Source organism: Pseudomonas fragariae (ex Marin et al. 2024), from assembly GCF_059621105.1.
In genome coordinates this window covers 1,067,216-1,091,342 of record NZ_CM184369.1, presented here as the reverse complement: position 1 = coordinate 1,091,342, position 24,127 = coordinate 1,067,216, and the positions used below count along the sequence as shown (strand labels likewise).

Below are 24,127 nucleotides of genomic sequence, written 5' to 3'. Positions count from 1 at the left end.
CTCGCGGAGTCTCTGGCTGCATTGCAGCGGGGTGAGTCAGGCAGGGAACGCACATCGAACAATAAACCCCAGACAAACAAAAACCCTCAACGCGTAAGCGAAGAGGGTTTCTGGAATTCAATCTTGACGATGACCTACTCTCACATGGGGAAACCCCACACTACCATCGGCGATACATCGTTTCACTACTGAGTTCGGGATGGGATCAGGTGGTTCCAATGCTCTATGGTCGTCAAGAAATTCGGGTACCGAATCGTGCCCTGCGGCGCGCTTCAGCAAATCGGGTATGTGATAGCAAGCTGTTTCAGGTGTCGTTCGTGACGCAAACTTTCGGTTCGTGTCATCTTCACAGTCACCGCAATCTGGTCGTTCGACGCAAATTGCTTGGGTGTTATATGGTCAAGCCTCACGGGCAATTAGTATTGGTTAGCTCAACGCCTCACAGCGCTTACACACCCAACCTATCAACGTCGTAGTCTTCGACGGCCCTTTAGGGAACTCAAGGTTCCAGTGAGATCTCATCTTGAGGCAAGTTTCCCGCTTAGATGCTTTCAGCGGTTATCTTTTCCGAACATAGCTACCCGGCAATGCCACTGGCGTGACAACCGGAACACCAGAGGTTCGTCCACTCCGGTCCTCTCGTACTAGGAGCAGCCCCTCTCAAATCTCAAACGTCCACGGCAGATAGGGACCGAACTGTCTCACGACGTTCTAAACCCAGCTCGCGTACCACTTTAAATGGCGAACAGCCATACCCTTGGGACCGGCTTCAGCCCCAGGATGTGATGAGCCGACATCGAGGTGCCAAACACCGCCGTCGATATGAACTCTTGGGCGGTATCAGCCTGTTATCCCCGGAGTACCTTTTATCCGTTGAGCGATGGCCCTTCCATACAGAACCACCGGATCACTAAGACCTACTTTCGTACCTGCTCGACGTGTCTGTCTCGCAGTCAAGCGCGCTTTTGCCTTTATACTCTACGACCGATTTCCGACCGGTCTGAGCGCACCTTCGTACTCCTCCGTTACTCTTTAGGAGGAGACCGCCCCAGTCAAACTACCCACCATACACTGTCCTCGATCCGGATAACGGACCTGAGTTAGAACCTCAAAGTTGCCAGGGTGGTATTTCAAGGTTGGCTCCACGCAGACTGGCGTCCACGCTTCAAAGCCTCCCACCTATCCTACACAAGCAAATTCAAAGTCCAGTGCAAAGCTATAGTAAAGGTTCACGGGGTCTTTCCGTCTAGCCGCGGATACACTGCATCTTCACAGCGATTTCAATTTCACTGAGTCTCGGGTGGAGACAGCGCCGCCATCGTTACGCCATTCGTGCAGGTCGGAACTTACCCGACAAGGAATTTCGCTACCTTAGGACCGTTATAGTTACGGCCGCCGTTTACCGGGGCTTCGATCAAGAGCTTCGCTTGCGCTAACCCCATCAATTAACCTTCCGGCACCGGGCAGGCGTCACACCCTATACGTCCACTTTCGTGTTTGCAGAGTGCTGTGTTTTTAATAAACAGTCGCAGCGGCCTGGTATCTTCGACCGGCAGGGGCTTACGCAGTAAATGCTTCACCTCCACCGGCGCACCTTCTCCCGAAGTTACGGTGCCATTTTGCCTAGTTCCTTCACCCGAGTTCTCTCAAGCGCCTTGGTATTCTCTACCCAACCACCTGTGTCGGTTTGGGGTACGGTTCCTGGTTACCTGAAGCTTAGAAGCTTTTCTTGGAAGCATGGCATCAACCACTTCGTGTTCTAAAAGAACACTCGTCATCAGCTCTCGGCCTTAAGATCCCGGATTTACCTAAGATCTCAGCCTACCACCTTAAACCTGGACAACCAACGCCAGGCTGGCCTAGCCTTCTCCGTCCCTCCATCGCAATAACCAGAAGTACAGGAATATTAACCTGTTTTCCATCGACTACGCTTTTCAGCCTCGCCTTAGGGACCGACTAACCCTGCGTCGATTAACGTTGCGCAGGAAACCTTGGTCTTTCGGCGTGGGTGTTTTTCACACCCATTGTCGTTACTCATGTCAGCATTCGCACTTCTGATACCTCCAGCAAGCTTCTCAACTCACCTTCACAGGCTTACAGAACGCTCCTCTACCGCATCATCCTAAGATGATACCCGTAGCTTCGGTGCATGGTTTGAGCCCCGTTACATCTTCCGCGCAGGCCGACTCGACTAGTGAGCTATTACGCTTTCTTTAAAGGGTGGCTGCTTCTAAGCCAACCTCCTAGCTGTCTAAGCCTTCCCACATCGTTTCCCACTTAACCATGACTTTGGGACCTTAGCTGACGGTCTGGGTTGTTTCCCTTTTCACGACGGACGTTAGCACCCGCCGTGTGTCTCCCATGCTCGGCACTTGTAGGTATTCGGAGTTTGCATCGGTTTGGTAAGTCGGGATGACCCCCTAGCCGAAACAGTGCTCTACCCCCTACAGTGATACATGAGGCGCTACCTAAATAGCTTTCGAGGAGAACCAGCTATCTCCGAGCTTGATTAGCCTTTCACTCCGATCCACAGGTCATCCGCTAACTTTTCAACGGTAGTCGGTTCGGTCCTCCAGTTAGTGTTACCCAACCTTCAACCTGCCCATGGATAGATCGCCCGGTTTCGGGTCTATTCCCAGCGACTAGACGCCCTATTAAGACTCGCTTTCGCTACGCCTCCCCTATTCGGTTAAGCTCGCCACTGAAAATAAGTCGCTGACCCATTATACAAAAGGTACGCAGTCACCCAACAAAGTGGGCTCCCACTGCTTGTACGCATACGGTTTCAGGATCTATTTCACTCCGCTCTCCGCGGTTCTTTTCGCCTTTCCCTCACGGTACTGGTTCACTATCGGTCAGTCAGTAGTATTTAGCCTTGGAGGATGGTCCCCCCATATTCAGACAAGGTTTCTCGTGCCCCGTCCTACTCGATTTCATTGCAAAGGGATTTTCGCGTACAGGGCTATCACCCACTATGGCCACCCTTTCCAGAGTGTTCCGCTAATCTCAATACAACTTAAGGGCTGGTCCCCGTTCGCTCGCCACTACTAAGGGAATCTCGGTTGATTTCTTTTCCTCAGGGTACTTAGATGTTTCAGTTCCCCTGGTTCGCCTCTTGCACCTATGTATTCAGTACAAGATAACCATCTTATGATGGCTGGGTTCCCCCATTCAGACATCTCCGGATCACAGTCTGTTTGCCGACTCCCCGAAGCTTTTCGCAGGCTACCACGTCTTTCATCGCCTCTGACTGCCAAGGCATCCACCGTATGCGCTTCTTCACTTGACCATATAACCCCAAGCAATCTGGTTATACTGTGAAGACGACATTCGCCGAAAGTTTGCATTTCACAAACTTTACCTTAGCCCGGACACACACCAGTGAAAGAGGTGCCCGGTCTATATTTCTTTCTATCACATACCCAAATTTTTAAAGAACGATCTAATCAAAGACTAGAAATCAACATTCAGGCACTGATCATCAGGATCAATGGAATGCTCATTTCTAAGCTTTCAAAACAGAAGCAGTAAGTGGTGGAGCCAAGCGGGATCGAACCGCTGACCTCCTGCGTGCAAGGCAGGCGCTCTCCCAGCTGAGCTATGGCCCCGTATCCGGGTGTCGTACGCGCTCTGACCAACTTCACCAGGTAACTGGTGGGTCTGGGCAGATTCGAACTGCCGACCTCACCCTTATCAGGGGTGCGCTCTAACCAACTGAGCTACAGACCCAAAATAGGGTGTGCAAAAGCAAAAGCTGCTTCTAATCGTCTTCTTCAATGAATCAAGCAATTCGTGTGGGTGCTTATGGCGCAGCTGAGTCGTCGATTAAGGAGGTGATCCAGCCGCAGGTTCCCCTACGGCTACCTTGTTACGACTTCACCCCAGTCATGAATCACACCGTGGTAACCGTCCTCCCGAAGGTTAGACTAGCTACTTCTGGTGCAACCCACTCCCATGGTGTGACGGGCGGTGTGTACAAGGCCCGGGAACGTATTCACCGCGACATTCTGATTCGCGATTACTAGCGATTCCGACTTCACGCAGTCGAGTTGCAGACTGCGATCCGGACTACGATCGGTTTTGTGAGATTAGCTCCACCTCGCGGCTTGGCAACCCTCTGTACCGACCATTGTAGCACGTGTGTAGCCCAGGCCGTAAGGGCCATGATGACTTGACGTCATCCCCACCTTCCTCCGGTTTGTCACCGGCAGTCTCCTTAGAGTGCCCACCATGACGTGCTGGTAACTAAGGACAAGGGTTGCGCTCGTTACGGGACTTAACCCAACATCTCACGACACGAGCTGACGACAGCCATGCAGCACCTGTCTCAATGTTCCCGAAGGCACCAATCCATCTCTGGAAAGTTCATTGGATGTCAAGGCCTGGTAAGGTTCTTCGCGTTGCTTCGAATTAAACCACATGCTCCACCGCTTGTGCGGGCCCCCGTCAATTCATTTGAGTTTTAACCTTGCGGCCGTACTCCCCAGGCGGTCAACTTAATGCGTTAGCTGCGCCACTAAGAGCTCAAGGCTCCCAACGGCTAGTTGACATCGTTTACGGCGTGGACTACCAGGGTATCTAATCCTGTTTGCTCCCCACGCTTTCGCACCTCAGTGTCAGTATCAGTCCAGGTGGTCGCCTTCGCCACTGGTGTTCCTTCCTATATCTACGCATTTCACCGCTACACAGGAAATTCCACCACCCTCTACCATACTCTAGCTTGCCAGTTTTGGATGCAGTTCCCAGGTTGAGCCCGGGGATTTCACATTCAACTTAACAAACCACCTACGCGCGCTTTACGCCCAGTAATTCCGATTAACGCTTGCACCCTCTGTATTACCGCGGCTGCTGGCACAGAGTTAGCCGGTGCTTATTCTGTCGGTAACGTCAAAACAATCACGTATTAGGTAACTGCCCTTCCTCCCAACTTAAAGTGCTTTACAATCCGAAGACCTTCTTCACACACGCGGCATGGCTGGATCAGGCTTTCGCCCATTGTCCAATATTCCCCACTGCTGCCTCCCGTAGGAGTCTGGACCGTGTCTCAGTTCCAGTGTGACTGATCATCCTCTCAGACCAGTTACGGATCGTCGCCTTGGTGAGCCATTACCTCACCAACTAGCTAATCCGACCTAGGCTCATCTGATAGCGCAAGGCCCGAAGGTCCCCTGCTTTCTCCCGTAGGACGTATGCGGTATTAGCGTCCGTTTCCGAGCGTTATCCCCCACTACCAGGCAGATTCCTAGGCATTACTCACCCGTCCGCCGCTCGCCACCAGGTACAAGTACCCGTGCTGCCGCTCGACTTGCATGTGTTAGGCCTGCCGCCAGCGTTCAATCTGAGCCATGATCAAACTCTTCAGTTCAAACATCTAACTGGGTTTTGAGAAAACCCTAAACTTGGCTCAGCAATCGTTGGTTACATCTTTGATTTCTCGCGGAGTAACTTGGGTTGCTGATAATCTTTTGACTTCAGTCTGACACCACAAGCACCCACACGAATTGCTTGATTCAGTTGTTAAAGAGCGGTGGGTTAAGACCTTTCGTCTCAACCGAGGCGCGCATTCTACAGCGTCCTCTGTATCTGTCAAGCGGTTATTTCAAGAAGCTTTCAAAGTTTCCTTTGCAACTTCAACCACTTGCGCTGCGATCAACTCTTGAGTTGCTCATCAGCGGGAGGCGAATTCTACAGCGTTACAACCGCATGTCAAACTCTTTTTTCTCACCGCTGTCGATCACTTCAGACCCGACCTCCTTCCTCGCTGACTCTTCACTCCAAATCCTTGCAAGCTATTGATCTACAAGGCTTTTTCGTTTCCGTCTGCGCCGGAAGTGGGGCGAATTATAGACACCTCAGCGAGGGCGTCAACCGTTATTTTGAACTTTTACCGATCTGGCCTTCGCTGCGCCGCCCAGACGCGGGATTCGCCGAGCAAACACGGGAATGCGCAGCAATAACAGGAATGCACCTATCCCCGCATACAGCGCCCACTCTTTAAGGTCGGCCCGGACAATCCAGAACATATGCAGCAGGCCCAGCCCCAGAATTACGTAGATGATCCTATGCAGCTTTTTCCAGCGTGCTCCCAGACGGCGCTGACTATAACGGTTGGAAGTCAGCGCCAGCGCAAGCAACCCCAGCAACGCCAGCGCACCGACGATGATATAAGGACGCTTGACCAGCTCGACACCCAACTGCCCCCAATCCAGCCCCAGAATGAACAGTGCGTACATGCTCAGGTGCAGCAACGCATAGGCAAAGCACCACAGGCCCAGCTGGCGACGCACCACAATCCACCCGGACCAACCGGTAAGGCGCTGCAACGGTGTCATGGAGAGCGTGATCAGCAGCATGACCAGCGTCGCCACTCCGAAGTTTTCCACAAGGACCTTGCCGGGATCAGGTCCGAGCGCAAAAATCCATGCCTGGTACAACCACCACACAGGCGCAATACAAGCGGCAAGAAATACAGCCAGACGCAAAAACGGATATCGCATCAATAGTCCTTCCGCAAATCCATGCCGGCGTACAAGGAACCCACCTCTTCCTCATAGCCATTGAACATTTTCGTGTCGCGCAGATTCGGGCTGAACAGACCGCTCGGCAAGCGGCGTTCGCGGGCTTGCGTCCAGCGCGGGTGATCGACAGTCGGGTTGACGTTGGCATAGAAGCCATACTCGTTTGCCGCAATGCTTTGCCAAGTGGTCTTCGGCTGCTCACTGACCAGACTGATACGCACGATGGACTTCACACTCTTGAAACCGTACTTCCATGGCACCACCAGGCGTAACGGTGCGCCATTCTGGTTAGGCAGCTCACGCCCATACATGCCCACCGCCAGAATCGCCAGAGGATTCATCGCCTCATCCAGACGCAGCCCTTCTACATAAGGCCAGTCGATCAGGGCAAAGTCCGAGCGCTGACCCGGCATGGACTTGGCGTCCTCCAGCGTTTCGAACCGGATGTACTTGGCTTTGGAGGTCGGCTCTACCTGCTTGAGCAACGCAGCGATCGGAAAACCAATCCACGGAATGACCATTGACCAGGCTTCGACGCAACGCAAACGGTAGATCCGCTCTTCCAATTGGTAAGGCTTCATGAAGTCTTCGAGCGCATAGCGGCCAGGCTTGGCGACTTCACCATCTATCACGACACTCCAGGGCTCGGTCTGCAGAGAGCCAGCGTTCTTGGCAGGATCGCCCTTGTCAGTACCGAACTCATAGAAGTTGTTGTAATGGGTTGCGTCCTTGAACGGCGTGATCGCCTCGTCCTGGACGTTGACCGCCTGCCATTTCGTGGCGGGTAGTTTTTCCGCGAACCAGCCTGGCGCTTTGCCTGGCTCTACATCGGCATACCGCGAAGCATCTGCGGCCCCCGCCCAGCGCGGCATTGCCGTGACGGCAAGACCTGCAAGCGAGCTGGCGAGCAATGTGCGTCGCGAGAGATAAATGGATTCAGGCGTGACGTCCGACTCTTTGGAGTCGGACGCAGAAGGAAGTTTGATTAACATGATGACTCCGCAGGCCAGGGAACTGATGCACCAATAGACTACGGAGTATGGTGGAAATTAGATCATTGACTAGGCCTTGCGGCGACGTAGCAGATACTGAATGGGGCCGGACAGAGCGTAAGCGAGAAATATCAGCAGCAAAATGCGCGGCGGGTCGCTGAATACGACAGCAAACACCAAGACCACCGCCAGAATCGCAACGAACGGCACGCGGCCCTTCAAGTCCAGCTCCTTGAAGCTGTTGTACTTGATGTTACTGACCATCAGCATACCGGCGGCCGCGACCAGCAACGCAACGAGAAACGACAGCTTGGAGCCCTGAATCCCGAAATCGCTGAATGCCCAGACCGTGCCAGCCACTACACCTGCCGCTGCCGGACTGGCCAGGCCGATGAAGTAGCGCTTGTCAGCCTTGCCGACCTGAGTATTGAAGCGCGCCAGACGCAATGCAGCGCCGGCTACATAGATGAAGGCAACCATCCAGCCGACCTTGCCCATGTCGCCCAGCGCCCAGCCAAATGCCAGCAACGCCGGGGCCACACCAAAGGCAACCATGTCGGACAGCGAATCGTACTCGGCGCCAAACGCGCTTTGCGTGTTGGTCATGCGCGCCACACGGCCATCCAGGCCGTCGAGCACCATGGCCACGAAGATAGCAATCGCAGCGAATGCGAAATACTTGCTTGCCCCGGCAAAATCACCGGCGCTCATGGCGCTTTGCGCACTCATGGAGCTGATGATGGAGTAGAAACCCGCGAACAGATTCGCCGTGGTAAACAGGTTGGGAAGCAGGTAGATACCCCGATGCCGGACCTGCCGGCCTTCGGCGTCATGGCCCTCTTCCACGTGTTCATCGATAGGTAGCAGACTTTCAGCGTCAGAGGCCTTGACGGGCTCTTCAGGACGTTCGCTCATGGAGATTACCTTGCAGCGGTATGAAAAGGTTCGACACAGGTCTGCGGCGACGGTTCGCCAGCAAACGATGCAGCTTTATACCAGAGCCTGACCCAGAACGAAAAAGCGCGACCGATGGGTCGCGCCTTTTCCTGTAAACCAGCTGTAGTCCGGCGGTGAACCGGAAAAGCTTAGTTCTTGTCCTTGTCGACGATTTTGTTCGCCGCGATCCAAGGCATCATCGAGCGCAGTTTTTCACCGATGATTTCGATACCGTGCGCAGCGTTGTTACGACGCTTGGCAGTCATCGACGGGTAGCCGGTAGCACCTTCGCTGATGAACATCTTCGCGTATTCGCCGTCCTGGATGCGCTTCAGAGCGTTGCGCATGGCCTGACGGGATTCGGCGTTGATGACTTCAGGGCCGGTGACGTATTCGCCGTATTCGGCGTTGTTGGAGATCGAGTAGTTCATGTTGGCGATACCGCCTTCGTACATGAGGTCAACGATCAGCTTCAGTTCGTGCAGGCACTCGAAGTAAGCCATTTCCGGCGCGTAGCCAGCTTCGACCAGCGTTTCGAAACCAGCCTTGACCAGCTCGACAGTACCGCCGCACAGAACAGCCTGCTCGCCGAACAGGTCGGTTTCAGTCTCGTCCTTGAAGGTGGTTTCGATGATGCCGGTACGGCCGCCGCCAACGCCCGAAGCGTAGGACAGGGCAACGTTCTTGGCGTTGCCGGAAGCATCCTGATAAACCGCGATCAGATCAGGGATACCGCCGCCCTTGACGAACTCGGTACGCACGGTGTGGCCCGGGGCCTTCGGCGCGATCATGATCACGTCGAGGTCAGCGCGCGGCACAACCTGGTTGTAGTGGATCGCGAAGCCGTGGGAGAACGCCAGTGTTGCGCCCTTTTTCAGGTTCGGCTCGACTTCGTTCTTGTACAGCTGGGACTGGAACTCGTCCGGGGTCAGGATCATGACCAGGTCGGCGGCAGCAACGGCAGAAGCGACGTCAGTCACTTTCAGGCCATGAGCCTCGGCCTTGGCGACAGTGGCCGAACCTTTACGCAGGCCGACAGTGACATCAACGCCGGAGTCTTTCAGGTTGCACGCCTGAGCGTGGCCTTGCGAACCGTAACCGATGATGGCGACTTTCTTGCCCTGGATGATCGAAAGGTCACAGTCTTTGTCGTAGAAAACTTTCATGGAAATCCCCTGTTATCTTGGCCACGCAGGCCATTTGCTTAATTGATTTAAATGCTCAGCACTTTGTCGCCACGGGCAATGCCCGTTACGCCACTGCGTACTGTTTCCAGGATAGCGGCGGTGCCGATGGCCTGAATGAAGCTGTCCAGTTTGTCGCTCGTGCCGCTCAGTTGCACGGTGTAGACGCTGGCGGTCACGTCGACGATCTGCCCGCGGAAGATATCCGTGGTGCGCTTGATCTCCGCACGCTGCGCGCCGGTGGCCTTGACCTTGACCAGCATCAGTTCGCGCTCGATGTGAGCGCTTTCCGACAGGTCGACCAGCTTGACCACTTCGATGAGCTTGTTGAGGTTCTTGGTGATCTGCTCGATCACCTCATCATGACCTACGGTGGTGAGCGTCAGACGCGACAGGGTCGGGTCTTCGGTCGGCGCAACCGTCAGACTTTCGATGTTGTAGTTACGCTGGGAGAACAGACCAACGACGCGCGACAGTGCACCCGGTTCGTTTTCCAGCAGCAGGGAAATGATATGGCGCATGATTATGTCCGCTCCGTCTTGCTCAACCACATATCGCGCATGGAGCCGTCCTTGATTTGCATCGGATAGACGTGCTCGGTCACATCGACCTGAATATCCATGAACACCAGCCGGTCAGTCATGGCAAAGGCTTCTTCCATCTTCGGCTTCAGATCCTTCAGGTCAGTGATACGCATGCCGACGTGACCATAGGCCTCGACCAGCTTGACGAAATCAGGCAGCGACTCCATGTAGGAATGCGAGTGACGCGCGCCGTAGCTCATGTCCTGCCACTGGCGGACCATGCCCAGCACACCGTTGTTGAGCAGAATGATCTTCACCGGCAGGCCGTACTGCAGGCAGGTCGACAGCTCCTGAATGTTCATCTGGATACTGCCTTCGCCGGTCACGCAGGCCACGTGCTCGTCCGGGAAACTCAGTTTCACGCCCATTGCTGCCGGAAAACCAAAGCCCATGGTGCCCAGGCCGCCCGAGTTGATCCAGCGGTTCGGCTTGTTGAAGCGGTAGTACTGCGCAGCGAACATCTGATGCTGACCGACGTCCGAGGTGACATAAGCGTCGCCCTTGGTGACTTCGCACAGCGTTTCGATAACGGCCTGCGGCTTGATGACTGTGCCATCGCCACGGTTGTACGGGAACAGATCCCCCGTACCGCGCCACTCGTCAATCTGCTTCCACCACGCAGCAACGGATGCCTTGTCGGGTGTCTCGCCGATCTCTTTCAAGGTGGCAACCATTTCGGTCAGCACGCTTTCGACAGGACCGACGATAGGCACGTCGGCCTTGATGGTCTTGGAGATCGAAGCCGGGTCGATATCGATGTGGATAATCTTGGCGTTCGGGCAGAACTTGCTGGCGCCGTTGATGACTCGGTCATCGAAGCGCGCGCCGACGGCCAGGATCACATCGGTGTGGTGCATCGCGAGGTTGGCGGTGTAGCTGCCGTGCATCCCGAGCATGCCGACGAACTGGCGATCAGTGCCCGGATAGCAACCAAGTCCCATCAGGGTGTTGGTTACCGGTGCATCGAGCAGTTGCGCCAGTTCGGTCAGTTGCGCCGAAGCATTGCCCATGATCACCCCGCCACCGGCGTAGACGATAGGACGCTTGGCCGCCAGCAGCATCTCGACGGCCTTGCGGATCTGACCGGAATGGCCACGAACCGCCGGGCTGTAAGAGCGCAGCTTGGCTTTTTTCGGGAAGACGTATTCGAATTTTTCGGCCGGGTTGGTCATGTCCTTCGGAATATCGACGACCACCGGGCCCGGACGACCGGACTGTGCCAGGTAGAAAGCCTTTTTCAGGACGTCCGGGATTTCCGACGGGTGCTTGATCATGAAGCTGTGCTTCACGATCGGCCGGGAGATACCGATCATGTCGGTCTCCTGGAACGCATCGGTGCCCACCAGCGTACTGGCTACCTGACCGGACAGGACCACCATCGGAATGGAGTCCATGTACGCCGTGGCGATACCGGTAATGGCATTGGTTGCACCAGGACCCGAGGTCACCAGCACCACACCTGCCTTGCCGGTAGCCCGCGCATAGCCATCGGCCATGTGCGTGGCAGCCTGCTCGTGGCGAACAAGGATGTGGCTCACCGCCGGTTCTTTGAACAGGGCATCGTAGACATGCAGGAGGGCACCACCGGGGTACCCATAGATATGCTCAACGCCTTCGTCACGCAAAAAGCGGACGACCATTTCAGCGCCAGATAAAAGCTCCACGTTGTTCACCTCTAAAACGCCAGAATACCGCCCACTCCGGGACGGGTCTTAATAGGTTTACTGCCAGCAGAGCATGAGCGACGGTGGTCGCCGACTACGTCAGCACTGACTGAGCAAGTATTGGGAGGTCCCTGAGTGTTGCGGAACATTCCCACCCAGCGCGAGGTAACGCGTTGCGGGTGTTACAGGTCGGCGCGGGTGTGCGCCTCATGATCTACCGAGAGGGTCTGCTTCTGGCAGTCCTTCTACAGCGAACTTTGGATTGTTGTGATTCCCCCCCTTCAAGTCAAGCGATCCGTGCGCTTTCTTGACACCCGACAAGTGAAATCGCACCGTTTCGGACTGAAATGCACTGTTATGGTAGCTTTCTGCATGCACAGACTTTCAAGGACCCGACATGCATTGGATGATTCTCGCCGCCGCGCTGGCCATCAGCGCAACCAGCCAGGCCGCTTCGATCTACAAGTGGGTGGATGCCCAGGGCGTGACGCACTTTGATGCCCAGCCCCCCACTGGCCAGCCGGTGCAGGAAATCAATGTGCAGACTCCGCCACCTGCCGCCGCGCCGGGCATGCCTGCGGACGACGGGGCTGCGCAACAACGCGAGATTGACCAGAAAGTCAAAAGCCAGGTGAAGGCTCAGGAAGCCAAGCGCGCGGAAAATTGCGAGACCCTGCGCACCAATCTTGCGCAGTTGCAAAACAATCCGCGCGTGCGCGAGCAGGTTGGAGGAGAATCAAGGCGCCTTACGGATGAGAACCGCAAGACGCGTATCGAAGAAACCAACAAGGCGATCAGCGAATACTGCCGCTAGAAGCGCGCCGATCAGCGCGCTGCTGTGATCAGCTGGTCGAACCGCGCCAGGTGCGCTTGCAGCTGCCGGGTTTCACTCATGCACCCGGCATAGACCATCTCGGCCATTTCCAGAATGCCGGAAGCATTGGGCAACGGCAGGTCGCGCTCGAGGATGACCTTCATCCGCGGCAGGAAAATCCACTGCAGCCACTGGGCGAACTCCAGGGTATCGACGCTGAACGGTTCCTGACTGGCGAGCGCCTGCTCGCTGGGCGGCGTGGTATCCCACCAGCCCAGCACGCGCAACTCGCGCTCTATCAGCAACAGTTGCTCGGCAACCTCAGGTAAACGTCCGTCCATCAGCGAGCCTTTTGACGAGCCAGGGCAGCACCGGCCGCGTCACCCTGCTTTTCGCGTGACTGAGCGATCAATCCCCACAGACTGGCCTGCAGGCTGGTACGCCCGTTGGCGTAAGTCAGACCACGACGTGCCAGTTGCTCGGCCTGGGCCGCATCGCCCTGAGCCAGACGCACCTGAGCCAGACGATAGAGCACTTGCGGCTCGCGCGGTGCAACCCGCTGCGCACGCTCGAGACTGGACGACGCGCCATTGAGATCGCCACTGGTCTGCTGTTGCTGGGCGGTGGTCAACAATGCCAGTACAGGCCCGTCTAGCTGCTCGTCCTCCGACAGACCGCCACCGCTGGACGGGATCCCGGTCGGGGCAGAAGCGGCTGGCATGCTGTAGCTGTTGTTTGCAGGAGCCTGACTGACCGGGGCCTGGGTGACCGGCGCAGCATCGACAGGCGGAGTGTTGACACTGAACGGCGCCTGACTGGCGGGCGCAGAGTAACTCTGTCCTGCATCGGCGCCACCCGCGCCCGGCACCATCACTACGACGCCCGAGTCCTGCGGCACGGCTTGCGGCTGCTGTTGCACAGGCGCCGTGTTGGTCCGGTAAGTACCGTTACGCGACGCTGCCGCACCTTCGCCATTGGACACCTTGGAGCTCGAATCCACGACCGGAATCGAGCCGCGTTCCACACTGGCGCAGCCGTTCAGCAAGGCCAGTGCCGTTAAAGCTGGAATCCACCATTTATTCACTTGAAAACCTCGATTGCCTAGTTCAACCAACCCTTGACCCAGTCCATCACCTCAGTGGCAGGTGCCGGAGCGCCGCCGCATGTCGCGCCGGGCTGGGGCTCACTGCCGCGAATATACGGCATCTGCACGGCATTCGGGCAGCTTGCATCCGACCCCTGACCGGTCTGCGCATCGACCCACGCCTGAACGACGTTGTCCGGCATCGCCATGTCCAGCGGCAGCGGGCCGGCCTTGCGCATGAAACTGGTCCAGACCTGCAGGGCACCGGTGGCACCGGTAAACGGTGTCTTGCCGTTGTCGTCGCGCCCCATCCACACCACCGCCAGCAGGTCCTGACTGAACCCGGCAAACCAGCTGTCACGCGAGTCGTTACTGGTACCGGTCTTGCCTGCCAGATTCAACGAGCTCGGCAATACGTTGTAAACAGATTTGCCCGTACCTTCGCGCATGACCCGCTGCATCGCATTCTGCACCAGGTATATGGCACCCGGATCGAAGCGCTGTTCAATCTGGAACGGATAACGCTTGAGTGGCTCGCCTTCCGCGGTGAGCACGCTGCGAATACCACGCATCGGCGTATTGAACCCGCCGCTGGCGATGGTCTGATACATGGTGGCCACTTCCATCGGACTCAAGCCACCCGCACCCAGCAGCATCGACGGATAGGTCGGCCATTCGCGCGTCACACCCAGTTTGGCCAGTGTCTTGAACACGTTTGGAATGCCCAGTTCAAGGCCCAGCTTGGCGGTCGACAGGTTGTAAGAGTGCGCCAGCCCCTGATACAGGAAGATATTGCCGTGTGACTTGTGATCGTAGTTCTGCGGTTTCCATATCTGGCCATCGGCGCCTTTGACCTGGAACAGTTCGTCGGCAATCCAGCTGGTCAAGGTGTACTGGCTTGGCCGCTCAAGTGCCGTCAGGTAGATAGCCGGCTTGACCAGCGAGCCGATCGGACGCACCGCGTCGATCGCCCGGTTGAAGCCCGAGAACCCGGCCTCACGCCCACCGATCAACGCCTGCACTTCGCCGGTTTCAGGGTTGGTGACGACCATGGCCGACTCCACTTCATCAGAGCCCTTGCGCCCGGCGAGCTTCTTGAACGTGTCGTCCATGGCCGCCTGGGACTTCATCTGCAGGATCGGATCGAAGCTGGTAAAGATCCGCAGCCCTTCTTCGGTCAAGTCTTCGTCGCGATAGTCTTCGCGCAGCTGACGCTTGACCAGATCGAGGAACGCCGGGAACGAGCTGTCGGCGAGAGTCCCGGTCTTGGTCACACCCAGTGGCATTTTCTTCGCAGCGGCAACCACTTCCGGCGTGGCGACGCCCTGCTGCTCAAACAGGTCGAGCACCAGATTCCGACGCTCCAGAGCACGCTCCGGATTGCGCCGCGGGTTGTAGAAGGAAGGCCCCTTGACCAGTCCGACCAGCATCGCCACCTGATGGATTTTCAGCTCGGACAGCGGCTGGCTGAAGAAATACTGGCTGGCCAGACCGAAACCGTGAACGGCACGCTGGCCGTCCTGCCCGACGAACACTTCGTTGAGATAGGCCTCGAGGATTTCCTGCTTGCTGTAATGAATCTCCAGCAGAACGGCCATCATGGCTTCGGTCAGCTTACGGGTCAGGCTGCGTTCATTGGTCAGGTAGAAGTTCTTGACCAACTGCTGAGTCAGCGTACTGCCGCCCTGGCGCATCTGCCCCTGCGAGGTATTGACCCAGATCGCCCGGGCAATGGACTTGGGCGACACGCCGAAGTGGTGATAGAAATCCCGGTCCTCGACCGCTACCAGCCCGTCGAGCAGATAGGGCGGCGCCTGATCCAGCTTGATCAGGATCCGGTCTTCCAGATTCTTCGGGTACAGGCCGCCGATCAGCAAGGGCTCGAGTCGTGCCACCGCAAGCTTGGCACCATTGCCCGAAGACAGGTCGGCTACATAGTCACCGGAAAAGCGCACGCGCACCTGCTGCGCTGCATCAGTGCCTTCGTAAAACTGAAAGCCACGCGTATTGAGGTCGACGGTATTGCCGTTCACCGCAGCGGCGCCGGGACCATTCGCCACGCTTTCGCGGCGATAGCCCAGGGCGTCGAGTTCGATGAGAAAGTCATCGCGGCTCAGCTTCTGTCCGACGAACAGCTCCAGCGGCCGTGCATAGACCTTGGCCGGGATGGTCCAGCGCTTGCCGGAGAATTTTTCCTGGACGATTGCATCGAGATAAATGGCCAGGCCGCCGAGCAGAACCAGGCCGACAATACCGAGCTTCAACGCCCAGCCCAGCCACTTGTTAAGGCTGCGGGGAGGTTGTTTTTTTGCAGAACGAGAGGTGCGGGATCGAGTCATGGGCGCGGATTATACGCACTTTACCGAGGATCGACAGACGCCCGAGTCAGCGGTTTGCAGCCTCGCGCCAAGCGGCCATAATGGCGGCATCGTGTACTTACATTTTGAACACATTCCTGAAGGATCGACCGTGAGCCAGTCTTTGATTGCTGCCCTGCAGAACCCTGCCCTCTTCCCCCATCCGGTGGAGAGTTTCCAGGTCATCGAAACGCACATTTCCTGGGTGCTGCTGACGGGTCCGTATGCCTACAAATTCAAAAAGCCGATGAACTTCGGCTTTCTGGATTTCACCACGCTGGCCCTGCGCAAGCACTTCTGCGAAGAAGAGTTGCGCCTGAATCAGCGTCTGACCGACGATCTCTACATCGAAGTCCTGCCAATCACTGGCACAGAGGACACGCCGCAACTGGGCGGCGACGGTGAAGCGATCGAATACGCGCTGAAGATGAAACAGTTCTCGCAGGATGGCCTGCTGAGCACGCTGCAGGCCAACGGTGAATTGACGACTGCGCACATCGACGAACTGGCGCGCCAGATTGCCGGTTTTCACCTGACCTCGCCGCAGGTCGGAGCTGAAAGCGAACTGGGCTCGGCTGACAGCGTGATGGCCCCGGTGGTACAGAATTTCGAGCAGATTCGCCCGCTGATCAGCGAAAAATCCGACCTGGCACAGCTTGATGCCCTGCACGCGTGGGCAGAGTCGAGCTTTGCGCGACTTAAGCCGTTGCTGGCCCACCGCAAGGCCGATGGGTTCATCCGTGAGTGCCATGGCGACATTCATCTGGGCAATGCGACGGTGATTGATGGCAAGGTCGTGCTGTTCGACTGCATCGAGTTCAACGAGCCGTTCCGCAAGACCGATGTCTATGCCGACATCGGCTTTCTGGCAATGGACCTTGAAGACCGTGGCCTGAAGTCGCTGTCACGGCGTTTGATCAGTCAGTACCTGGAAGTCACCGGCGACTACGCGGGCCTGGAGCTGTTGAATTTCTACAAGGCCTACCGCGCAATGGTCCGCGCCAAGGTGGCACTGTTCAGCCAGCCGGCCGATGCCGACGGCTTGCAGCGCGCGGCGACGCTTCGTCAGTACCGCAACTATGCCAATCTGGCCGAGAGCTACAGCGCCATCCCTTCACCGTTTCTGACGATCACCCACGGTGTCTCTGCCGTTGGCAAAAGCCACGTGGCGATGCGTCTGGTGGAATCGCTGGGCGCCATCCGCCTGCGCTCGGACGTAGAGCGCAAGCGCCTGTTTGCCGGCCAGGGTCAGGATCTGTATGACGCGCAAGCCAGCAGCACAACCTATGCACGCCTGCATGAGCTGGCCACCGCAACCCTGCGCGCAGGCTTCTCGGTGGTAATCGATGCCACTTACCTCAAGCGCGAGCAGCGCGATGCGGCGGCAAAGATTGCCGAAAACACCGGCGTCCCGTTCCTGATTCTGGATTGCGAAGCACCGCAGGCGGTGATCGCTGGCTGGCTTGCGCAGCGTCAGGCACAGGACAACGACCCCTCTGACGCGACACTGGAAGTCATCGAGGCTCAGCAGGCCAGTCGCGAGCCGCTCGGCGCCGACGAAATCCTGCGCAGCAAGAAGGTTGCAACCAACGTCAGCAGCGATCTGGACAGCCTTATCGACAACCTGCGTCAGCGCCTGCCGGGTCTGTAAAACGACACATGGCCGTTGAGCGGTTAGCGCTTCACGGCCTTACAATGATGGCGATATACTGGCGCCACAATTCCAACGCAATGACATGTCGGAGGCCATCATGAGCCACCCCAAACAGATCGACTCACCGCTTTATATGCTGCTGCGCAAAGATGACGTCGAAGGTTTCAATCAAGAGAAACCGCGAACCGGCACCATCGACATGGTGGGGGGCGACTTCAGGGGGCTGGACCTGCGCGCGCTGGACACCGCCAATATCGACTTCACCGACGCCTATTTTCGCTCTGCCGACCTTCGTGGCCTGGACCTGCGCAATACGCCGATGGAAGGTGCGAGCATCGCTCATGCACAGATTTCAGGCGTGTTCTTCCCGGCTGAACTCTCGGCTGACGAGATTCTGATGTCGGTGAATTTCGGCACGCGCCTGCGCTACCGTACCCACTGATACCGCAAAAACGTTGCAGCCTGCACGCGCAATGCACAGCAGGCTGGCGATGTAGCGCCCTGCTTTCACCCCTTCTTCCCTCGCATGCGCAACCCGCTCGCCACTGAGGCTACGCTGTACTCCGTCACGTTTAATCCATGAATATCCTGCCTGAATCACCCGCAGGCACAGGCACGCGTGCGACCAAAAGAAATGTTGACTTACAAATGAGAATCGTTATGATTATCACATCCGGTCGCGAGACTGGACGGTAGCCTGAAAGACCTTGGTTCGGACTTTCAGATTATCTCCTCATCAGGCTAATCACGGTTTTTGACCCGGCTCTTTGCCGGGTCTTTTTTTGTCCGGCGCAAAGCCATCGATCATTCAAAAGCCATCGCCACCACCATGCGACTCGAGCAGGCCGAGCCTTGCCAGCAAGTCGTCCAGCACGCTGGAGCCGCCCAGCCGAAAGCGCCCGGCGTTGATCCATTGCAGGCCAAATCGCGCGCGGACCAGTGCCATGTAAACACGCGCCTCTTCGAACGTACGGATCCCGCCTGCAACCTTCAGCCCTACTTGCCCGCCTACGTCGGCAATGGACTCCAGCATGATCCGTGCAGCCTGCGGCGTGACATGCCTGGCGGCCTTGCCGGTGCTGGTCTTGATGAAGTCAGCGCCCGAAACAATCGCATCGCGGCAAGCGTCGAGGATCATTTGCGAGTCACGCAAGTCACCGGTTTCAAGCGTCGCTGTAAGCCTCACCTGCCCGGCACACAAGGCCGAACACGCCGAGATCATCGCCAGGCCGGGCTGCCGGTCTCCGCCGAGCAGCGCGCGAAAGGGATACACGACGTCGATTTCATCCGCGCCAGCCATCAGCGCAGCACGTACCTGAGCGATGACGGACTGAACATTGCTGCTGCCATGAGGGAAATTGACCACGGCGACGACCTTGATATGACGAGCCTGTAAGCGATCCAGCGTGGTGCGTGCCAGACACACGAAACGTTGCTGGACGCTGACCGCTGCAACCGGTCCCACAGGCGTGCATGCGCGCCGACAGATGCCGACAATGCGCTGCTCAGTGTCGTCTGTATTGAGGGCAAACAGCTCAAGCAGCCCGATGACCTGACGCGCCAGCCGCTCATCATCTGCTGTCATCTCTTTCATAGTGTTTCCGCTCTGCAAGACATGAGCGGACGATATACGGCTGCCACGCTTACAGGCACGAGTGACGTGCTTAGAGACGAAAGCTACAAAAAGACAGGAAAGAACCGACGCATCCTGTGATGACTTCAACGTAACGCAGCGCATCAATCCGAAGAAAATGCCAGACTTGTCCGATCAGGCATCGACCCGACAACTGGCACCCGAAGAATGGGCCTATGGAGGCTTCTTGATATTCCTTTGCACTTCAAGCCACCTGCCCGAAGCCCACAGCAAAGGCTTCGAGCTGGGCGAACATGCGCTGTTTGCCGTGCGTCGTCAGGGCGAGGTGTTTGTCTACAAGAACCGCTGCCCGCATCGCGGCATTCAACTGGAATGGCAACCCGATCAATTTCTGGACGGCAGTGCAAGCCTGATCCAGTGCGCGACGCATGGGGCGTTGTTTCTGATCGAGAATGGCGAATGCGTTGCCGGGCCTTGCGAAGGTCAATCCTTGACCGTCATCAAAAGCCGTGAAGACGCCGAGGGCATCTGGGTGTCGCTGCATCTGGAGGCCTGACGAAGTCTGAGCCGCCTGTAGCCAGACGCCTCAATCCAGCCCGTGCACCTGCAGGCGCCGGTCGATAAAAATCTCTTCCGACGTCAGTTGCGCACCGTAGGCGAGAATTTGCACACCGGCATCAATGGCTTCACGCAACGCCGCCGCGTAGGCAGGATCAATCTCCTGCGCCGGCCGCACAGCGTCGACACCGGTGAGATTGACGCAATACAACAGCACGGCGCGCACGCCTTCGCGCGCCAGCGTCGCCAGTTCGCGCAGGTGCCGCGCGCCGCGCTGGGTCACCGCATCGGGGAATGCCGCCACGCTGGAACCATCGAATCCCAGAGTGACACTTTTAACTTCCAGATACAGATAGCCATCCGGGTACTCCAGACGAAAGTCCACACGACTTTTTTCCTGTCCGTAGGCCACCTCGCGCTTGAGCGCCGTGAACCCCGTCAGTTCGCTGATGACCCCGGCGCGCAAGGCCTCTTCAACCAGCGTATTGGCCCGTCCGGTATTGATACAGGCTAGGCGACCCTGCGGGGTTTCGCTGATTTCCCAAGTGCCCGGCAGTTTGCGCTTGGGGTCATTCGAGCGACTGAACCACACGCGCCCGCCGGGCATCATGCAGTTGAGCATCGAACCGGTGTTAGGGCAGTGAATGGTCAGCAATTCACCGCTATCGGTTTCGATATCAGCGAGAAAGCGCTTGTAACGCACCAGCAGACGACCCTGTTCAAGCTGCGGAGAAAAACGCATCAGACACCCCAGCTACGCAGACCACGAGCGATTCGCTCGACCGCCTGCTCAAGGCGCGGCAGGCTCTGCGTGTAGGCAAAGCGCACATGGTGCCCGGCCTGAAAACGGCCGAAATCGAGGCCTGGTGTAAAGGCGACGTGCTCGGTTTCCAGAAAGTGCCGGCAAAAGGCAAAGGCATCGCCGCCAAACGCGGAGATGTCGGCATACAAATAAAAGGCCCCTTCCGGCTCGACGGCAATACCGAAACCCAGTTCGCGCAGCGCTGGCAGCAGAAAGTCCCGGCGGCGGCCGAACTCGGCGCGCCGCTGCTCGAGTATGGCCAGTGTCTGCGGCTCAAAGCAGGCAAGCGCGGCATGTTGCGCCATGCTTGGCGCGCTGATGTAGAGGTTCTGGGCCAGCTTTTCCAGATCGGCCACGGCATCCTGCGGCGCGACCAGCCAGCCCAGACGCCACCCGGTCATGCCGAAATACTTTGAAAAACTATTGAGAACGAAAGCGTCGTTATCCACCTCCAGCACACTGCTGGCGTCCACACCGTAGGTCAGGCCGTGATAGATCTCGTCCACCACCAAGTGGCCATTGCGGGCTTTCAGTGCCTGAGACAAGGCTGCCAGTTCGTCGCGGCTCAACAGGGTGCCGGTCGGATTGGCCGGTGACGCCACCAGAGCGCCGACACTGTTGTGATTCCAGTGCGTGGCCACCAGCTCAGGGGTCAGTTGATAACGCTGTTGCGGACCGACGGGCACCAGTTGCGCCTCGCCTTCTATCAGGCGCAAAAAGTGACGATTGCACGGGTAGCCAGGGTCGGCCAGCAACCAGTGCCTGCCCGGATCGACCAGCAGACTGCTGGTCAGCAACAAGGCGCCTGAACCGCCCGGCGTGACCAGAATCCGCTGAGGATCAATGTCGACGCCGTAACGCTGAGCGTAAAACCCGGAAATGGCCTCACGCAGTTGCGGCAGACCGCGCGCGGCGGTGTAACGCGTCTTGCCGTCCGCCAGTGCCGCCTGGCCAGCCTTTATGATGGGCTCTGCAGTGGTGAAATCGGGCTCGCCGATTTCAAGGTGAATCACATCATGACCCGCCGCCTGCAATTCATTGGCACGCGCCAGCAACGCCATGACATGAAAAGGTTCTATGGCGCGACTGCGCGCACTGTAAGGCTGGCTCATGGATATTCCTTTAAAGGGCGGATGTTAAAACATGATTGTCATCACGGCGCGCCATGATTCTACCCAACCACCCGCCCGACGGTGCATTTGCGGACTGAAAAGCGCGGTCTCCAAACGCTGAATAAAAGAAAGCTACGACGGTGCGCAGCGACTAGAGTTCATTTAGATGCAGGGCAGATGCGAAATGGCCATCTCCATAAGAAGACGGCGTCGTCATGCTCGACAACCGGGAGTAGCGCACTCCGATTTGATCTGGTAAGTTCGCCCGCTTGCAGCTGCAGGGCCGACGGGTGTCGGTGATGGAACAATCCTGCGCAATAGATTAGAAGAGTGAGAGGCGGTCCAGACATGCCCACCCCAGAAAAGCAACAGAACCATCTAATCAGCGGCTTTGAGCCCTACGTGCCAACGAAGGGTGAAGAGTACATGGGCGAGCCGATGCGCGCGCACTTCACCAAGATCCTGAACAAGTGGAAGCAGGACTTGATGCAAGAGGTCGACCGAACGGTAGACCATATGAAGGACGAAGCTGCCAACTTCCCCGACCCGGCCGACCGTGCCAGTCAGGAAGAAGAGTTCAGCCTTGAACTTCGTGCCCGCGATCGCGAACGCAAGTTGATCAAGAAGATCGACAAGACGCTGCAACTGATCAAGGACGAAGAATATGGCTGGTGCGAATCCTGCGGCGTAGAGATCGGCATCCGCCGTCTTGAGGCTCGCCCGACTGCAGACCAGTGCGTCGACTGCAAGACCCTCGCAGAAATCAAGGAAAAACAGGTCGGTAAATGACCTGGGGCCGCCTTTGACTGAAAAGACGCTTCGGCGTCTTTTTTTGTGCCTGTTGAAGCACTATGACAGCGAATCTTGCTCCCACTCCTTGCTCATCGCTGTCCACAGCCCAACTGACTCCCATGCGCTCTTTGATCGCGATGGCACTGACGACGCAGAGTGCGACGTTAGTGACGGCTGAGTCCTGCCACTGATCCGGGGGTAGCCTGGCAGGACGCCAGGCTAGCCGCACCGCGCCATGGATGGCGCGTTGCGGCGACCCCCGGATCAGTGACAGGGCGAAGGAACCCGACGAAGTCGGGCCGGAAACCGGAGCGGGGACTTTGCTCACTTTGGTCCCTCAAAGTGAGTCGCCGAGGGGCGAAAAGGTGACTTGAGTCGAACCCCCAGCCACCTGAAATCGCAGAACCGCCGTGTGACGCAGAGCGTCACGAACTGCATGCCAACGCGGAGCATTGGCACAAGACTCTGCATAACCACCCACTGCGTTCCACTTGCCCGCCCAAGCCCGTCACCCGTAACATCCCGCCCATGAAAAAACCGGCCTGTATCGGGCGCTTTGCGCCGACTCCCAGTGGTTACCTGCATTTTGGCTCGCTGGTCGCAGCCCTCGCCTCCTATCTCGATGCGCGCGCGGCAGACGGTCAGTGGCTGTTGCGCATGGAGGATCTCGACCCGCCGCGTGAAGTGGCCGGCGCGCAGGCGGGGATTCTCGAGACACTCGAGCGCTACGGTTTTGAATGGGACGGCCAGATGGTCCGGCAAAGCGAGCGCCATGACGCCTACGCCGAGATCCTCCAGCGCTGGTTCAATCATGGCCTGGCCTACGCCTGCACCTGCTCGCGCAAACAGCTCGAAGGCTTTCAGGGTATTTATCCGGGTTTCTGCCGCAATGCCGGACATTCGCCAGACAACGCGGCGATCCGCATTCGCGTACCGGAGCTGGAATATCGTTTCGACGACCGGGTTCAGGGCACCTTCAAAATGCACCTGGGCCGCGAAAGCGGTGACTTTGTGATCCGCAGGCGCGACGGGCTGTATGCCTATCAACTGGCCGTGGTCATTGACGACGCCTGGCAAGGCGTCACCGATATCGTCCGCGGCGCCGACCTGCTCGACTCGACCCCCCGCCAGCTGTACCTGCAGGAACTGCTGGGCCTGCCCCAACCGCGCTACCTGCATGTACCGTTGATCACCCAGCCGGATGGCCACAAGCTGGGCAAGTCCTATCGCTCCCCACCGCTGCCGGCCGATCAGGCCACGCCGCTGCTGCTGCGGGCCTTGCGCGCATTGGGGCAACCGCTCGATACGCACATGGCCGACGGCCCTGCACAGGAAGTGCTTGCCTGGGGCATCCGTCACTGGAACGCTGACCTGATACCCCGACTGCGCAATATTGAAGAAGCCCGGATAGACTGATCCAGAGCGGTCGCCACAAACTGCGACGCAAGGATACTTGCAGGTTGCCCGGCATCCGTTAACATG

At 57.6% G+C, this 24,127-nt stretch carries 18 protein-coding genes, 2 tRNA genes and 3 rRNA genes; 6 read left to right on the top strand and 17 right to left on the bottom strand.

What is annotated here, in order from left to right; genetic code table 11:
• Nucleotides 1-121: 121 nt before the first annotated feature.
• The 11 genes from rrf to AC54XV_RS04850 form a co-directional block, all read right to left on the bottom strand.
• Nucleotides 122-237: ribosomal RNA gene (rrf, locus tag AC54XV_RS04900) — 5S ribosomal RNA — on the bottom strand.
• A 158-nt stretch (nucleotides 238-395) separates the two neighbouring features.
• Nucleotides 396-3,289 (bottom strand): 23S ribosomal RNA (locus AC54XV_RS04895).
• A 243-nt stretch (nucleotides 3,290-3,532) separates the two neighbouring features.
• A tRNA-Ala gene (locus tag AC54XV_RS04890) sits at nucleotides 3,533-3,608 on the bottom strand.
• Between the two features lie 44 nt (nucleotides 3,609-3,652).
• Nucleotides 3,653-3,729: transfer RNA gene (locus AC54XV_RS04885), tRNA-Ile, on the bottom strand.
• 97 nt (nucleotides 3,730-3,826) lie between these two features.
• Nucleotides 3,827-5,365, bottom strand: a 16S ribosomal RNA gene (locus tag AC54XV_RS04880).
• Together the 16S, 23S and 5S rRNA genes with 2 tRNA genes alongside form the textbook arrangement of a ribosomal RNA operon.
• A gap of 499 nt (nucleotides 5,366-5,864) precedes the next feature.
• Nucleotides 5,865-6,497, bottom strand: a complete 633-nt coding sequence (gene msrQ / locus AC54XV_RS04875; RefSeq protein WP_057457682.1) for a protein-methionine-sulfoxide reductase heme-binding subunit MsrQ — start codon at nucleotides 6,495-6,497, stop codon at nucleotides 5,865-5,867.
• Nucleotides 6,497-7,510 carry a protein-methionine-sulfoxide reductase catalytic subunit MsrP gene (gene msrP / locus AC54XV_RS04870; RefSeq protein WP_003406704.1) on the bottom strand — a complete coding sequence of 338 codons (1,014 nt, stop codon included), beginning with the start codon at nucleotides 7,508-7,510 and terminating at the stop codon, nucleotides 6,497-6,499. Before msrP ends, msrQ begins: the two co-directional genes overlap by 1 nt.
• A gap of 69 nt (nucleotides 7,511-7,579) precedes the next feature.
• Nucleotides 7,580-8,425 (bottom strand): CDP-diacylglycerol--serine O-phosphatidyltransferase, encoded by an 846-nt coding sequence (gene pssA / locus AC54XV_RS04865; protein WP_003406703.1) that lies wholly within the window; start codon nucleotides 8,423-8,425, stop codon nucleotides 7,580-7,582.
• 170 nt (nucleotides 8,426-8,595) lie between these two features.
• On the bottom strand, nucleotides 8,596-9,612 hold the full coding sequence (gene ilvC / locus AC54XV_RS04860) for a ketol-acid reductoisomerase (protein ID WP_002552076.1): 1,017 nt from the start codon (nucleotides 9,610-9,612) through the stop codon (nucleotides 8,596-8,598).
• Nucleotides 9,613-9,659: 47 nt separating this feature from the next.
• Nucleotides 9,660-10,151, bottom strand: a complete 492-nt coding sequence (gene ilvN, locus AC54XV_RS04855) for an acetolactate synthase small subunit (protein ID WP_002552075.1) — start codon at nucleotides 10,149-10,151, stop codon at nucleotides 9,660-9,662.
• Between the two features lie 2 nt (nucleotides 10,152-10,153).
• Nucleotides 10,154-11,878, bottom strand: a complete 1,725-nt coding sequence (locus AC54XV_RS04850; protein WP_003406695.1) for an acetolactate synthase 3 large subunit — start codon at nucleotides 11,876-11,878, stop codon at nucleotides 10,154-10,156.
• A 397-nt stretch (nucleotides 11,879-12,275) separates the two neighbouring features.
• Between AC54XV_RS04850 and AC54XV_RS04845 the strand changes: the two genes are divergently transcribed.
• A complete protein-coding gene (locus AC54XV_RS04845) occupies nucleotides 12,276-12,692 on the top strand; it encodes a DUF4124 domain-containing protein (protein WP_003406694.1) in 417 nt (138 codons plus the stop codon).
• A gap of 11 nt (nucleotides 12,693-12,703) precedes the next feature.
• Here AC54XV_RS04845 and AC54XV_RS04840 read toward each other — a convergent pair whose 3' ends face one another.
• From AC54XV_RS04840 to mrcB, 3 genes are read right to left on the bottom strand one after another with little or no spacing between them, the layout of a single operon-like run.
• Nucleotides 12,704-13,033: a YqcC family protein gene (locus AC54XV_RS04840; protein WP_003406693.1), complete on the bottom strand. Its 330-nt coding sequence runs from the start codon at nucleotides 13,031-13,033 to the stop codon at nucleotides 12,704-12,706.
• Nucleotides 13,033-13,776 carry a tetratricopeptide repeat protein gene (locus AC54XV_RS04835; RefSeq protein WP_050427267.1) on the bottom strand — a complete coding sequence of 248 codons (744 nt, stop codon included), beginning with the start codon at nucleotides 13,774-13,776 and terminating at the stop codon, nucleotides 13,033-13,035. Before AC54XV_RS04835 ends, AC54XV_RS04840 begins: the two co-directional genes overlap by 1 nt.
• Before the next feature lie 17 nt (nucleotides 13,777-13,793).
• On the bottom strand, nucleotides 13,794-16,115 hold the full coding sequence (mrcB, locus tag AC54XV_RS04830; protein WP_003427455.1) for a penicillin-binding protein 1B: 2,322 nt from the start codon (nucleotides 16,113-16,115) through the stop codon (nucleotides 13,794-13,796).
• A 130-nt stretch (nucleotides 16,116-16,245) separates the two neighbouring features.
• Between mrcB and AC54XV_RS04825 the strand changes: the two genes are divergently transcribed.
• Nucleotides 16,246-17,784, top strand: a complete 1,539-nt coding sequence (locus tag AC54XV_RS04825; RefSeq protein ID WP_003406690.1) for a bifunctional aminoglycoside phosphotransferase/ATP-binding protein — start codon at nucleotides 16,246-16,248, stop codon at nucleotides 17,782-17,784.
• A gap of 100 nt (nucleotides 17,785-17,884) precedes the next feature.
• Nucleotides 17,885-18,229 carry a pentapeptide repeat-containing protein gene (locus AC54XV_RS04820; RefSeq protein WP_003371360.1) on the top strand — a complete coding sequence of 115 codons (345 nt, stop codon included), beginning with the start codon at nucleotides 17,885-17,887 and terminating at the stop codon, nucleotides 18,227-18,229.
• 366 nt (nucleotides 18,230-18,595) lie between these two features.
• Here AC54XV_RS04820 and deoC read toward each other — a convergent pair whose 3' ends face one another.
• Nucleotides 18,596-19,381, bottom strand: a complete 786-nt coding sequence (deoC, locus tag AC54XV_RS04815; protein WP_024660967.1) for a deoxyribose-phosphate aldolase — start codon at nucleotides 19,379-19,381, stop codon at nucleotides 18,596-18,598.
• Between the two features lie 226 nt (nucleotides 19,382-19,607).
• Between deoC and AC54XV_RS04810 the strand changes: the two genes are divergently transcribed.
• On the top strand, nucleotides 19,608-19,937 hold the full coding sequence (locus AC54XV_RS04810) for a Rieske (2Fe-2S) protein (RefSeq protein WP_162496742.1): 330 nt from the start codon (nucleotides 19,608-19,610) through the stop codon (nucleotides 19,935-19,937).
• Between the two features lie 30 nt (nucleotides 19,938-19,967).
• Here the strand turns inward: AC54XV_RS04810 and sfsA are convergent, their stop codons facing one another.
• Nucleotides 19,968-20,681 carry a DNA/RNA nuclease SfsA gene (gene sfsA, locus AC54XV_RS04805; protein WP_024651885.1) on the bottom strand — a complete coding sequence of 238 codons (714 nt, stop codon included), beginning with the start codon at nucleotides 20,679-20,681 and terminating at the stop codon, nucleotides 19,968-19,970.
• Complete coding sequence (locus AC54XV_RS04800; protein ID WP_060400833.1) at nucleotides 20,681-21,853, bottom strand: pyridoxal phosphate-dependent aminotransferase; 1,173 nt, start codon at nucleotides 21,851-21,853, stop codon at nucleotides 20,681-20,683. The genes sfsA and AC54XV_RS04800 overlap by 1 nt, the downstream gene beginning before the upstream one ends.
• Nucleotides 21,854-22,201: 348 nt before the next feature.
• Between AC54XV_RS04800 and dksA the strand changes: the two genes are divergently transcribed.
• On the top strand, nucleotides 22,202-22,642 hold the full coding sequence (gene dksA, locus AC54XV_RS04795; RefSeq protein ID WP_003406657.1) for an RNA polymerase-binding protein DksA: 441 nt from the start codon (nucleotides 22,202-22,204) through the stop codon (nucleotides 22,640-22,642).
• A gap of 531 nt (nucleotides 22,643-23,173) precedes the next feature.
• Nucleotides 23,174-24,061, top strand: a complete 888-nt coding sequence (gene gluQRS, locus AC54XV_RS04790; RefSeq protein WP_496718048.1) for a tRNA glutamyl-Q(34) synthetase GluQRS — start codon at nucleotides 23,174-23,176, stop codon at nucleotides 24,059-24,061.
• The last annotated feature ends 66 nt before the right edge of the window (nucleotides 24,062-24,127 follow it).

Coding starts and splice junctions, on each gene's coding strand:
- msrQ (WP_057457682.1), bottom strand. CDS start 6,497: ATGCGATATCCGTTTTTGCGTCTGGCTGTATTTCTTGCCGCTTGTATT.
- msrP (WP_003406704.1), bottom strand. CDS start 7,510: ATGTTAATCAAACTTCCTTCTGCGTCCGACTCCAAAGAGTCGGACGTC.
- pssA (WP_003406703.1), bottom strand. CDS start 8,425: ATGAGCGAACGTCCTGAAGAGCCCGTCAAGGCCTCTGACGCTGAAAGT.
- ilvC (WP_002552076.1), bottom strand. CDS start 9,612: ATGAAAGTTTTCTACGACAAAGACTGTGACCTTTCGATCATCCAGGGC.
- ilvN (WP_002552075.1), bottom strand. CDS start 10,151: ATGCGCCATATCATTTCCCTGCTGCTGGAAAACGAACCGGGTGCACTG.
- AC54XV_RS04845 (WP_003406694.1), top strand. CDS start 12,276: ATGCATTGGATGATTCTCGCCGCCGCGCTGGCCATCAGCGCAACCAGC.
- AC54XV_RS04840 (WP_003406693.1), bottom strand. CDS start 13,033: ATGGACGGACGTTTACCTGAGGTTGCCGAGCAACTGTTGCTGATAGAG.
- mrcB (WP_003427455.1), bottom strand. CDS start 16,115: ATGACTCGATCCCGCACCTCTCGTTCTGCAAAAAAACAACCTCCCCGC.
- AC54XV_RS04820 (WP_003371360.1), top strand. CDS start 17,885: ATGAGCCACCCCAAACAGATCGACTCACCGCTTTATATGCTGCTGCGC.
- deoC (WP_024660967.1), bottom strand. CDS start 19,381: ATGAAAGAGATGACAGCAGATGATGAGCGGCTGGCGCGTCAGGTCATC.
- sfsA (WP_024651885.1), bottom strand. CDS start 20,681: ATGCGTTTTTCTCCGCAGCTTGAACAGGGTCGTCTGCTGGTGCGTTAC.
- AC54XV_RS04800 (WP_060400833.1), bottom strand. CDS start 21,853: ATGAGCCAGCCTTACAGTGCGCGCAGTCGCGCCATAGAACCTTTTCAT.
- dksA (WP_003406657.1), top strand. CDS start 22,202: ATGCCCACCCCAGAAAAGCAACAGAACCATCTAATCAGCGGCTTTGAG.
- gluQRS (WP_496718048.1), top strand. CDS start 23,174: ATGAAAAAACCGGCCTGTATCGGGCGCTTTGCGCCGACTCCCAGTGGT.